Origin of the sequence: Leptolyngbya sp. CCY15150 (assembly GCF_016888135.1) — a bacterium.
Lineage (GTDB): Bacteria > Cyanobacteriota > Cyanobacteriia > RECH01 > RECH01 > RECH01.
In genome coordinates this window covers 1-12021 of record NZ_JACSWB010000131.1, presented here as the reverse complement: position 1 = coordinate 12021, position 12021 = coordinate 1, and the positions used below count along the sequence as shown (strand labels likewise).

Below are 12021 nucleotides of genomic sequence, written 5' to 3'. Positions count from 1 at the left end.
ACTGGTAAGGACCACCGTTGTACAACCACTCATCTAAGGAAGCTGCTTCCCAGATGGGGTAGAAGTGCAAGCCAATGGCGTTGGACGAAGGCACAACGGCACCGGAGATGATGTTGTTGCCGTAGATCAAGGAACCTGCAACAGGCTCGCGGATACCGTCGATGTCAACGGGAGGGGCTGCCACGAAGGCAATGATGAAACAGATGGTGGCGGTGAGCAGGGTGGGGATCATCAAGACGCCGAACCAGCCTACGTAGAGGCGATTTTCGGTGCTGGTGACCCAGTTACAAAACTGCTCCCACAGGTTGGCGCTTTCGCGCTGCTGTAGAGTTGTGGTCATATTTATTAGTGCTTACTTCAGCGAAGTTACGTATGTAGTCGGATAACCGACCATGTCTCTATGTTAAGGGATATGTTGACTTTTGTAAAGTTTTTGGGGGAATTTATCGGGAATCACGGCTAGAAGCGATCGCCCCCACCTTGTCCCAGTCCAGTGCTGGGCGGGCTATGGAGAGAGATTTCCCTACCTGAGATTGTGTCTGTGGTTATCATAGAGGTCTGAATGAGCCACGAATGTAACGGCTGCTTAATCTATAAAGACGGCTGAAGATGCGATCGCTTCCGAACCCCATGTCCCCAGAAAGACCTCAAGCCTCCTCGGTGATCACCTACAGCCCTGCCTATACTTTGGTGCCCACCTACGAGTGCTTTAACCGCTGCAGCTACTGCAACTTTCGGGTGGATCCCGGGCAAGATGAATGGCTATCGCTATCTGAAGCTGAAACTCGACTGCGATCGCTGCAGTCCCAAGGCGTGATTGAGATCCTAGTGCTGAGTGGCGAGGTGCATCCCGATCATCCTCGGCGATCGCTCTGGTTCAACCACATCTATCAGCTATGTCACCTAGCGCTCAACCTAGGATTTCTTCCCCACACCAATGTTGGGCCGCTGCGTCGCGATGAAATGCAGCGCCTCAGCCAGGTGAATGTATCCATGGGGCTGATGTTGGAGCAGATGACCCCCAAGCTTTTACAGACAGTTCATCGCCATGCCCCCAGTAAAGATCCGCAGCGGCGCTTACAGCAGTTGGAATGGGCTGGGGAATTACACATTCCCTTCACCACGGGGCTGCTCTTGGGCATTGGCGAGTCCCCGATGGACTGGCAGGACACCCTGAGGGCGATCGCTGAGGTTCACCAACGCTATGGTCATATCCAGGAAGTGATCCTGCAGCCCCATCGTCCTGGGACTTCCCAGACATGGGATGGGGACGCCTTTGATGCCAATCGCCTGCCCGATGTAGTGGCGATCGCTCGTCAACTGCTGCCAGACATAACCCTGCAAATTCCGCCCAACCTAGTTTCTGTCCCCACTCTGCTTGCCTGTCTGGAGGCCGGTGCGCGGGACGTTGGCGGCATTGGCCCCACCGATGAAGTCAACCCCGACTATCCCCATCCCTGCGATCGCACCCTGGCTGATCATCTCGAACAGGCCGGCTGGGATCTGCGCCCCCGCCTACCTATTTATCTCCACCATGATGACTGGCTGGCTCCAGATCTGCACAATAGAGTCAGGGCCTGGCGACAGCGTCTGGGATCATGATGGAACGAAGCAAAGAGCAGCCATGACGATCGGCATTTGGGTTTTGGGAGATCAACTCTGGCAGGAGCAGGCGGCCCTGGCCAGTTGTGCAGATCAACGGGCCGCGACGCCCGTTCTCTTGATCGAATCCCGGCAGCAGGGGCGATCGCTGCCCTACCACCGGCAGAAGCTGGTGCTGGTCTGGTCGGCGATGCGACATTTTGCTGAGGAACTACGTCCGGCGGGCTGGCCCGTAACCTACGCGATCGCAGAGTCCTTTGAACCAGCGCTGCGGGACTGGGTGACCCAGCAGGGGATCACGGAACTGCGGGTGATGGTGCCCAGCGATCGCCCCCTGCAGCGCTGGTTGCCGGCCCTAACGTTGCCCTGCGAACTAACCCTAGTGCCCAACAATCATTTTCTGTGGGATGCGGAAACATTTCACGCTTGGTCTAAGGGCGCAACCCAGCTCGTCATGGGCAACTTCTACAGCACCGGTCGCCGTCGCTTTCAGGTGCTGATGGAGGGCAAAAAGCCTGTGGGAGGACGCTGGAGCCTGGATCAAGACAACCGCAAACCGCCTAAGACTGGTCTGAATCCACCGCCGCCCCTCTGGTTTGAGCCCGATGCCATCACCCGCGCCGTCATGGCGACCGTGGAGCAGGACAATGGGAGCCAGTATGGAGCGATCGCTCCCTTTGGGTGGGCAGTCACCCGCTCCCAAGCTCTACAGGTGCTGGACTACTTTATCGACCATCGTCTCCCCACCTTTGGCCCCTATCAAGATGCCATGGTCACGGGGCAGGACACGCTCTGGCACGCTCTGCTGTCGCCCTACCTCAACCTCGGCTTACTCCATCCCTTAGAGGTGATCCGGGCAGCGGAGGCGGCCTACTGGGATCGACAGCTACCGCTCAACAGCGTCGAGGGGTTTATCCGCCAAGTGCTGGGCTGGCGGGAATATATGCACTGCATTTATCAGTACCATGTGGACGATACTTACCCCCAGAGCAACTGGTTTGGGCATCATGAATCCCTGCCGGCCTTCTTTTGGGATGCTCAGAAGACGGACATGAACTGCCTGCACCAAACCCTGGATCAGGTCGAGCGCACCGGCTATGCCCACCATATTCAGCGGCTCATGATCTTGGGCAACTTTGCTCTGATTGCCGGGCTTGAGCCCCAAGCGGTGGAGCAATGGTTCCACGCGGCTTTCATCGATGCCTACGACTGGGTGATGCAAACCAACGTGCTGGGGATGGGGCTGTTTGCCGATGGGGGAATGCTGGCCACCAAGCCCTACGCCGCCTCAGCCAACTACATCAACAAAATGAGCGACTATTGCAAAAGCTGTCGCTATGATCACCGCGATCGCTATGGAGACCATGCCTGTCCATTCAATATGTTCTACTGGGACTTTCTTGATCGCCACCGAGAAAAGCTTCAGTCCCAAGGACGGATGAGTTTTATCCTCAAACACCTCGACAAGATGACAGATGCAGAACGCCAAACCCTGCGCCAGAAAGCCCAATCCTGGCATGATCAAACCCCAAAACTTGCGCCGAGAGCCATCGATCAACCCTAGTTAATCCGGGAGCGATCGCCCCTTTCCGGAGGGAAAGTCCTCAAATATTCGTGATCCCCTCTTGCCAATCGTGTCCTACAGTCAGACACTTAGGGGGAGAGAAGATGGCACAATTTAAGAGGCAGTTAAGAGGTTCTTGTGAAACGAGTACTCGCAATCATCCTGGGAGGGGGTGCCGGCACCCGTCTATATCCACTCACTAAGCAGCGTGCAAAGCCAGCCGTACCTCTAGCTGGTAAGTATCGCCTGATTGATATTCCGGTTAGCAACTGCGTTAACTCCGAAATTCTTAAAATTTACGTTCTAACCCAGTTCAATTCCGCGTCCCTCAATCGACACATTTCTCGGGCCTACAGCTTTTCCGGGTTTAGTGATGGATTTGTGGAAGTGTTGGCCGCTCAGCAAACACCGGATAACCCAAGCTGGTTTCAAGGAACGGCGGATGCGGTCAGAAAATATCTCTGGTTGCTGGATCAATGGGACATTGACGAGTTTTTGATTCTCTCCGGGGATCATCTCTATCGCATGGACTACCGCTTGTTCATCGAGCGCCACCGCGAAACCAACGCGGATATCACCCTATCGGTTGTGCCCATTGATGAGAAGCGGGCCTCTAGTTTTGGGTTGATGAAAATCAACGACTCCGGGCGAGTGATTGATTTCTCAGAAAAGCCCAAGGGCGACGAGCTGAAAGCGATGCGTGTCGATACCACCACCCTAGGGTTGACGGCTAGCGAAGCTCAGGAGATGCCCTACATTGCCTCCATGGGTATCTATGTCTTCAAGCGTCAGGTGTTGTTTGATCTGCTGCAAAACTCGTTAGATCAAACGGACTTTGGTAAGGAAATTATTCCTGCATCAGCGAAGGATTACAACGTTCAAGCCTACCTGTTTAAGGGCTATTGGGAAGATATTGGAACCATTGAGGCATTTTATGATGCCAACCTTGCCCTCACGGCCCAACCCAATCCTTCCTTCAGCTTTTATGACAAAACAGCGCCTATTTACACCCGGGCTCGCTATCTGCCGCCCACCAAGCTGCAAAACTGCCAAATCACGGAATCGATGATTGGAGACGGCTGTATTCTAAAAGAATGCCAAATCCATCACTCTGTTTTGGGTATTCGCTCGCGGGTGGAAACGGGCTGTAATATTCAAGATTCCCTATTGCTGGGCGCTGACTATTATCAATCCCAGGTTGAACGCAAGGGCGATCGCGATGATTCTGGCATTCCCATTGGCATCGGCCCGAACACCACCATTCGCCGAGCCATTGTGGACAAAAATGCTCGCATTGGTCAGGATGTACAGATCATCAACAAAGACCGTGTTCAGGAAGCAGAACGGGAAGGGCAGGGCTTCTACATCCGTAGCGGCATTGTGGTGATTTTGAAAAATGCTGTGATTTCCGACGGTACGATCATCTAAGCACAGCTCGCGATATCCCACCGTTCAGCAACAGGTTTCCCTCTAGTTCCTATGACTAGGGGAAAACCCAGGGTGGCGCGACACTCCACTCATAGAGTTGTTCTGCACCATCCCTGGTAGACTGAAAAACCTCGAAGCCCCTCACCCCAAACCCCTCTCCCAGAGCGGAGGGGCTTTGAAAAAACTACACCTAGCTTCCCTCAATATTCCGTGATAGGGGACTTGATTATAGACTTACTTGCGTGAGACCTTGGCGTGGATGGCTGCCTCGGTGGTCACGCAATTTTTCGTAGCATTCTCGCTCCACGTCCGTGAGAGTTTTGGGAACAGCGATCGCCACCCGTACTAATTGATCGGTGCGGCCACCCTTAGGCTTCAGCCAGCCCTTGCCTCGCAGTCGCAGGGTCTGCCCCGAGCGAATGCCTGGGGGAATATTCACGGTGACCATCCCATCCGGCGTCGGTACATCCACCGCCGCGCCTAACGCTGCTTCATCCGGGGCGATCGGTACTTCACAGACAAGATTCTCGCCCTCAAACTGGAAGAAGGCGTGGGGCTGGAGTTCCACATTGAGATATAAGTCTCCAGCTTGCTGAGTGTAGGGATTGGGCGACCCCTTGCCCCTTACCCGGATGCGCTTACCCGTGGTGACACCGGCTGGAATCTTGACTCGGATTTCGTCCGATCCTATTCTCAAACGTTTCTGGACACCGTGAAAGGCCTCCGACAAGCTGAGGCTGAGAGCAACATCTACATCACCGCCACTGACCGATGAAGGATCAGTAAATCCGGAAAAGTCGCCAAAACCTGGGCCTCCGGGTGGACGGCTGTAGGTGCGTTGCCCGCCTCGGGGGGCTGCGCTGCCAAACCGACCCAGGAGTTCGTTGATAAATTCGTCAAAGCTGCCGTACTGGCTGAAATCAAAACCACCAAAGTCAACTGGATTGCCGCCGCCTGGCCAAGCCTGATCGGCCTGCTTCCAATATTGACCAAATTGGTCATACTTCTTGCGCTTATCCGGATCGGACAGAATCTCGTAGGCTTCGTTGATTTCCTTGAACCGCGCCTCAGCTACCTGATCACCTGGGTTGAGATCAGGGTGAAATTTGCGAGCCAGTTTGCGAAACGCTTGTTTCACGTCATCATGACTCGCCGATTTGCTGACTCCCAAGATGGCGTAGTAGTCTCTGAAATCAGTCGCAGCCATTGATACGTTCTCCTTACTGGATATGCACGGTACACAGGATTTGCAATTCTGATGCTGATTCTAGGGTAACAGGCAAAAGATTGGTAACAGTTCGGTTATTGCTGAGGAAGCGATCGCAATTTCCACACTGGAGCATCTGATGGGCAGCCAGATGGAGGATGGGTTTGGGCCCAAAGTCCCGCTAAAATCCCGTTAAAATACACAGTGGGGCGAGGTTCATGGAAGAGCGATCGCCCCTGTGATAAACCTAAGGAGAGGATGATGGCTCGAACAGCTTCCACCATGTTAGATCTAGGCACCCTCGCCCCAGATTTTCAACTCCCCGATGTGGTCACGGGTGAAACAGTCTCGCTGTCTACGTTTGCGGGCAAGAGCGGCTTATTAGTCATGTTCATCTGTCGCCATTGCCCCTTTGTGAAGCATGTGCAGCAGCAGCTAGCCGCGATCGGTCATGACTACCTGCCCAAGGGGCTGGGGATTGTGGCGATCAGCGCTAATGACGCGGTGAACTATCCCGATGATGCGCCGGAGAGCCTCAAAGCCATGGTGAGTGAGGTGGGCTTTGCGTTTCCTCTCTGTTTTGATGAAACCCAAGCAACTGCCAAGGCCTACACCGCCGCCTGCACCCCTGACTTTTTTCTCTTCGATGGCGATCGCGCCTTAGTCTATCGAGGGCAGCTTGATGACAGCCGACCGGGGAATGATCAGCCGGTGGACGGTCATAGCCTGCGGGCTGCGATCGAGGCGGTGTTGGCTGGCCAGCCCGTGGATGCCGACCAACGTCCTAGCATCGGCTGCAATATTAAATGGAAGCCGGGTACTGCTCCGCAGTCCTAAGATCCGTTCCCGAGCCTGAGGCCATGGACTGAGTCAAACAGATCGCGGAACGGTAACGAACGATAGGAAAGCGATCGCTCCTGAACCACCAGCCTGCATTATGGTAGGAACTTTGGTAGGAACAGAGGAAGCGATCGCCCTATAAATCACACTGCCAGCGCCAACACCCAGTCCTTCAGCAGCGCATTCACCTGCTCCGGCACCTCATCATGGGGACAGTGGCCCGCCTGGAGATAGTGCTCTGTCAGATGGGGGTAGTATTGCTTAAACTTAGCGCTGCGCTCTCGGGTATTCATCCAAGGATCGCCCTCGCCCCACAGCATCAGCAACGGACAGGCTAGCTGCTGGAGCAACACATCCACCTTTTCGCCCTGGGGCGACTTAAAGATTGAGGCAAACACCTGAGCTGCACCGCGATCGCAGGAGGGACGATAGATGTCTTCCACCAGTTGATCGGTGACGGCTGTTTTGTCTAAATAGACTTTCTCCAAGGTTTTACGAATCGTCGATCGCCGTCGGCTGTATTGAAACAGCAGGTAGCTGGGCACTGGTTGTAGTAAGACCGATTGAATTGTTTGCCGAATGGCCCTGCCCAGGGTGGGCTTGGCTGACGTCGGCGTGCTGCTGGTAAACGTCCCGGCGCTGTTGAGCAAGACCAGGCCTTGCACAGCATCGGATCGCTGGGCCGCTACGCAGAGACAGGCATAGCCGCCCAAGGAATTGCCCGCCACCACCGCCGGGGCTTGAATCACCTCGGTGATGAAGTCGTAGAGCTGATCGCGCCAGAGATCGCCGCTGTACTGCATCTCCGGTTTTGCCGATCGCCCAAATCCCAGTAGATCAATGGCCCAAACCTCAAAATCTTGCTGCAGTTCCGCCACGTTCTTCCGCCAGTGGTCGGTGGAGGCTCCAAACCCATGGACGAGCAACAGCGGCGGGCGCTGTCCCTGCCGTTGCCCAGCTTTCACGTAGTAAATAGACTGATCACGCCACTGCCAGACATGCCCAGAAACCGGAGTCAGGATAGATTGCATAGGTTTGGCGAAAGATTACGATTTGTTACATTACTTTCATCATCGTAACCCAGGTTTCTGTCGGAAGGGAGGTCTCAGGAGGGAGAGGAATCTTTTACACTGAGCAGGGGGTTAGTTTTACGGAACCCTCGCTGTATTGTCCCATTTACATTGCCATGGCTTTATCTCGACCGGCTCGCAAGCGTAGCTTACATAAAAATTTCTGGTTTGAGCGAGGCATGGCGATGCTTGCCTTAGTCAACTTGGGGCTTCTGGTCTTTGATCTCAGCTATGTTCCCTTTCGGGATTTCTACCTGCGCAATTTTCCAGAATTTACGGCTACCTATGGTGAGCAGTTTAAGGGGATGGAACCTCACCGGGCCACCGCCGCCTACCTAGAAATCGTGGCAGAGCTAGAGGCCCAGGTCGCCAATCAAGGGCTTTCATCCGACCGATCTGGGGATCTGCTGGAGGAGCTGCGCATCCTCAGTGATGAGATGATCGACGAAAATCCCTTTGCGATCGCCAATAAATCGGGCACCTTAGAACGCATCAAAAACCGGATGCGCGATCGCACCGACAACGATTCAGCCAAGCAGGCGTTTAACGAATTTTGGACGGTCACCTACCTCAGTGAAGCTGGGTGGGCAGACTCCATGCGCTTTTTCCGCGAGGATATTGCGCCGTTAATTGCCACCAATTACTTTCGAGGGATTGGTGAAGATGGACGACCTACGGATAATTTTTGGTTGATCGATCGCTGGTTTATTGGCGTGCTGGGGCTAGAATTTTTGCTGCGCACCATTTACCTCAGCCGTCGCTATAACGGCACCAACTGGTTAGATGCCATCATTTGGCGCTGGTATGATTTGCTGTTTTTTATACCGTTTTGGCGGTGGTTGCGGGTTATCCCAGTGACCGTGCGTTTGGGGCAAGCCAAGCTCGTTCATCTTGCCTTTGTGAGCAACCGCATTCGCCGCGCCTTGGTGACCCACTTCGCGATTGAGCTAACGGAAGTGGTGATTATTCGCGCCATCGATCAGGTCAAGAATTTGATTCAGGGTGGAGATGTTCGTCAGTTCCTGCTGCGATCGGGTAGCAGCACCCAAAGCTATATCAACCTCAACGGTATCAATGAAATAGAGGTGATCTCCCAGCGGATTTCCGCCTTGATGCTGGATCATGTCTTGCCTCAGGTGAAGCCCGATCTAGATGCGCTCTTGTGCCATAGTGTAAACTCTGCTTTGCAGGGAACACCGGTTTACCAAGGTCTGCTTAATGTGCCCAACTTTGAACGCAGTTCTGATCAGCTAATCAATACTCTTGTTAGTCAGTTCTCCAGCCAATTTTATGGCGTTCTTAAGGGAATGCTGGAAGATGAGAAAGGAGCAGCCCTGACCCAAAAAGTGCTGGAAAGCCTTGGGAAAGCTAGCCGCCAAGAAGCCATTACCCAGGAAGCCACGGTGAAAGAAATTGAATCACTGCTGAGCATCTTCTTGGAAGAGGTGAAGGTGAATTATGTGAAGCGCCTCTCGGAGGAGGATCTAGAAGCCTTGCAAGCAGAGGCTCAAGATACCTTGTATGAGCTGGTGTAGCTTTAACGCCCCAGCAGGTTGGGGATACCGTTACATCCACCCGGTATGGTTGCACGGGTTTTGCTACCGCCCCAAGCACAGCAGTAGTAGCGTTGTTCGTCGGATAGGCGAGCGACTTGGCTGAAGTTAGCATTTTCGATCACGGCTCCGGTGAAGGCTCCGGTTTGATAGTTGGGGCGATCGCTGCGGGTGCGGGGGGTGGCTGTTGCTGCAGAGCCATAGTAGAGACGGGCACCCATGAGATCTGAGCCCGTGAGGTTGGCATCGCAGAGAATCGTACGGGCAACGTTAGTCTTGACAAGATCACAGTGACTGAGATTGGCGCGAATGAGGTTGACTTCGCTCAAGTCAGTCCATCGGAGATCCGTGCCAGATAGATTGGCTCCAGCCAGCATAACGCCTAGATCAATCACCCGTACACCGTCACCTCGATCCTCTTGATAACCGCCAGCTCCATCGAGAATGGCGCGTCCTAGGCGGCGATCGCGCCTCAGCGGTGTCAATAATCGTGATTGGGACAGAAAACGAACAATTTTGGCCTTGCCGCCAGCGTCAACACTGCTCAGGATGGCGGCAGTGCGTCCTTCAGCGATCGCCCGTTCCTGAGGCCAATCTTCCAGCAGCCCCTCTTCATCCAGCACAAGATCAGAAATGCCCTGAAAGTAGGAATCAATCGTCTGCTGCTGGGTAATGGTATTTTGCTGAATCGTCAAATCTTTAGAAATCACATATTGCCGCCAAGCAATATAGACCGCCAGCACCGCAATTAAAATTTGCCCTAACGCCCCAAAGGCATCTCCCAAGGCACCCACCGCTTCCCAGTTCACCTGCGTGGCCGCCCAGCGAGAGACACCCAGCCCCCATGCTGAAAACCGCAGCAGCATCCCTAGGGCGAGGATGAGGCTGGCCGTTGCCAACAAGAGCGATCGCTGCTGGGCCGATAAAACGTTAGCCACCACGTCATACAGCGTTGGCCCGATCACCGTTATGGATAGGATTAACAGAATACCTGCGCTGGCCAGCCCTAAAATAGCGCTGTTAATCAGCAGGCTGAGGACAGCCATACTTAGGGTAATGGCAAAGAGGACTGGGCGGGATGGCAACAGGTCGCTGGTCAGCAAAGGCTCTGCCGCTTCTACCCTAGGCTCAACTAATGGTGTGGAGAGTGTGTCTATATGAGCGGTAGGGGAATGCGGCGGATCCTCTTGGGGAGTATCCGTTAACAGCATTGACCCCTCTGATCCATCACCAGGTTCAGAGGGGTTTACGTTAGCAGCATCATTGGGCAAGGGAGAGTCAGAGTCAGCCGTCATGGAGTCTTGGATAAAAAGCAGGACATGGAAGCGATCGCTAGCTCAATCCTAGCTGGCATCGAACCATAGTGCTAAGTAGAAAGTCTCATGGATAGGCGGTGCAGGATGCATGAGCAGCGGCGTAGCGTATCAAAGCCTTACGAGATGCGCACTGTAGTCAACCTCCATCGCACAACTTTAAAGCACCTTGCACCACAAGTTATGGACTGCGATCGTCCCATGCACCTAGCTTGTATGATGCCTCAACCTGAGTCGATCAACAGCGCTGCTCTTCATCTAAAAGCTAGCGGCTACGGACTCAAGAACGCATGGGCAGCCCTGGCGCATAGGCCTCAACAACATTGCCCGTTTGTGAGCAGGTAATCATCAGATAATCGCAGGATGCGCATTGGGTTTGCACTTGCAACGTTTGGCTACCTAAAACATGGAAGCGTTCTGCCAGACTGCCACAGTTTGGACAACGGATGATTTGAATGGCTTGCATTTTAAAGATTCCTCAAAACTTGTGTGATGAACAACTGAAACTGTAGGCAGGGCACTAGGTTCACACTCTTAAAGTTCACATCAAATGAACGCCTCCATGGCAAGGTGTGTTGTCTTCTAGTCCTAAGCTGCTATACCGAGAAAAATGGGTATTAAATTGAGCAATGTGAAAATTTAAGACCCTGTTACTGCTAGGCAACCTATCAAGACCGTATTTCTCATAGGTTGTCCAGACAAAAAGGCAGTGATCCTAAAGATGCAACCCTTACATTGATTTCATGTTCAACATTATGCCTCCTGCAATACGAGATTGCAGATAACCGACACAATTTATCATGACATCGAAGCAACGGCAAAACATCTGTCTAAAGATCTAAATTTAGGTTTTATTAACCCTCACTAAATGATCAAATAATTGTATAAAGGCTAACAATTGAAAACCTAACAACTTAAATTGGGGATCAGACAGAAATCATGGATTTCTATATCAAGAAGCACAAAGCCTGATGAAGGAAAAAGGGCTATCTATATAAATAATAGCTGGGGATCAAGTAAAACCGTATACACCAAAACATTAAGAAAATATGGACTTCCAGCCCTGTGGACGGGAATGAGCCTCTGTCATCCTTCGTCTAAACCAGGAAAGTCTTCCAAGTGCTGTTCATCACTAGCTTGATTCTCCAGAACTCTGTAGGGTTATAAAAAAGATCAGGTAGTCCAGATTTTTTTCAAAAAAAAGATCCACAACGGTATGCTGGGAAACAATTATAGAATCCAATATAGAATCCAATGTCGAGTTTCATCTGTCATGGTTTCGTCCCTACCAGCAGAGCGATCGCCCTACAAAACCAAAACGTACCCAGGTTTTATCAGAGGGAGGCGATCGGGAGCATCCCACTTTTGCAAAAACAGTGCCAAGGGGGAGAATAGAAGGGTAGCCCTAGGGATCACTCGCTATGACACCTGAAGACCAAGAGCG

The 12021-nt window shown here is 52.9% G+C and carries 10 protein-coding genes and 1 pseudogene; 5 read left to right on the top strand and 6 right to left on the bottom strand.

Going from position 1 to position 12021, the window contains the following annotated elements; translation table 11 throughout:
* Positions 1-340: pseudogene (locus tag JUJ53_RS03310) on the bottom strand (photosystem II q(b) protein); the annotation flags it as partial.
* 290 nt (positions 341-630) lie between these two features.
* Here JUJ53_RS03310 and cofG point away from each other — a divergent pair.
* From cofG to JUJ53_RS03295, 3 genes are all read left to right on the top strand, one after another.
* A complete protein-coding gene (gene cofG, locus JUJ53_RS03305) occupies positions 631-1602 on the top strand; it encodes a 7,8-didemethyl-8-hydroxy-5-deazariboflavin synthase subunit CofG (RefSeq protein WP_204150557.1) in 972 nt (323 codons plus the stop codon).
* Positions 1603-1624: 22 nt separating this feature from the next.
* Entirely contained in the window at positions 1625-3166 is a 1542-nt protein-coding gene (locus JUJ53_RS03300; RefSeq protein WP_204150556.1) for a cryptochrome/photolyase family protein, read from the top strand.
* 138 nt (positions 3167-3304) lie between these two features.
* On the top strand, positions 3305-4594 hold the full coding sequence (locus tag JUJ53_RS03295) for a glucose-1-phosphate adenylyltransferase (RefSeq protein WP_204150555.1): 1290 nt from the start codon (positions 3305-3307) through the stop codon (positions 4592-4594).
* Positions 4595-4820: 226 nt separating this feature from the next.
* Here JUJ53_RS03295 and JUJ53_RS03290 read toward each other — a convergent pair whose 3' ends face one another.
* Both JUJ53_RS03290 and JUJ53_RS03285 read right to left on the bottom strand, forming a co-directional pair.
* Positions 4821-5801 carry a J domain-containing protein gene (locus JUJ53_RS03290; RefSeq protein ID WP_204150554.1) on the bottom strand — a complete coding sequence of 327 codons (981 nt, stop codon included), beginning with the start codon at positions 5799-5801 and terminating at the stop codon, positions 4821-4823.
* 95 nt (positions 5802-5896) lie between these two features.
* A complete protein-coding gene (locus tag JUJ53_RS03285) occupies positions 5897-6085 on the bottom strand; it encodes a hypothetical protein (RefSeq protein ID WP_204150553.1) in 189 nt (62 codons plus the stop codon).
* Here JUJ53_RS03285 and JUJ53_RS03280 point away from each other — a divergent pair.
* On the top strand, positions 6063-6638 hold the full coding sequence (locus tag JUJ53_RS03280) for a thioredoxin family protein (RefSeq protein WP_204150552.1): 576 nt from the start codon (positions 6063-6065) through the stop codon (positions 6636-6638). The two genes, JUJ53_RS03285 and JUJ53_RS03280, sit on opposite strands and share 23 nt — an antisense overlap.
* 146 nt (positions 6639-6784) lie before the next feature.
* On the opposite strand, the gene JUJ53_RS03275 is transcribed toward JUJ53_RS03280, so the two are convergent.
* A complete protein-coding gene (locus JUJ53_RS03275) occupies positions 6785-7672 on the bottom strand; it encodes an alpha/beta fold hydrolase (protein ID WP_204150551.1) in 888 nt (295 codons plus the stop codon).
* 155 nt (positions 7673-7827) lie between these two features.
* Between JUJ53_RS03275 and JUJ53_RS03270 the strand changes: the two genes are divergently transcribed.
* Entirely contained in the window at positions 7828-9246 is a 1419-nt protein-coding gene (locus JUJ53_RS03270; RefSeq protein ID WP_204150550.1) for a hypothetical protein, read from the top strand.
* 2 nt (positions 9247-9248) lie between these two features.
* Here the strand turns inward: JUJ53_RS03270 and JUJ53_RS03265 are convergent, their stop codons facing one another.
* Positions 9249-10559, bottom strand: coding sequence for a pentapeptide repeat-containing protein (locus tag JUJ53_RS03265; protein ID WP_239124740.1), 1311 nt, complete (start codon positions 10557-10559; stop codon positions 9249-9251).
* A gap of 298 nt (positions 10560-10857) precedes the next feature.
* A complete protein-coding gene (locus JUJ53_RS03260; RefSeq protein ID WP_204150549.1) occupies positions 10858-11043 on the bottom strand; it encodes a replication restart DNA helicase PriA in 186 nt (61 codons plus the stop codon).
* Positions 11044-12021 lie beyond the last annotated feature (978 nt).

Excerpts from the sequence above, each read along its gene's own strand:
- cofG (WP_204150557.1), top strand. The coding sequence starts at position 631 with ATGTCCCCAGAAAGACCTCAAGCCTCCTCGGTGATCACCTACAGCCCT.
- JUJ53_RS03300 (WP_204150556.1), top strand. The coding sequence starts at position 1,625 with ATGACGATCGGCATTTGGGTTTTGGGAGATCAACTCTGGCAGGAGCAG.
- JUJ53_RS03290 (WP_204150554.1), bottom strand. The coding sequence starts at position 5,801 with ATGGCTGCGACTGATTTCAGAGACTACTACGCCATCTTGGGAGTCAGC.
- JUJ53_RS03280 (WP_204150552.1), top strand. The coding sequence starts at position 6,063 with ATGGCTCGAACAGCTTCCACCATGTTAGATCTAGGCACCCTCGCCCCA.
- JUJ53_RS03285 (WP_204150553.1), bottom strand. The coding sequence starts at position 6,085 with ATGGTGGAAGCTGTTCGAGCCATCATCCTCTCCTTAGGTTTATCACAG.
- JUJ53_RS03275 (WP_204150551.1), bottom strand. The coding sequence starts at position 7,672 with ATGCAATCTATCCTGACTCCGGTTTCTGGGCATGTCTGGCAGTGGCGT.
- JUJ53_RS03270 (WP_204150550.1), top strand. The coding sequence starts at position 7,828 with ATGGCTTTATCTCGACCGGCTCGCAAGCGTAGCTTACATAAAAATTTC.
- JUJ53_RS03265 (WP_239124740.1), bottom strand. The coding sequence starts at position 10,559 with ATGACGGCTGACTCTGACTCTCCCTTGCCCAATGATGCTGCTAACGTA.
- JUJ53_RS03260 (WP_204150549.1), bottom strand. The coding sequence starts at position 11,043 with ATGCAAGCCATTCAAATCATCCGTTGTCCAAACTGTGGCAGTCTGGCA.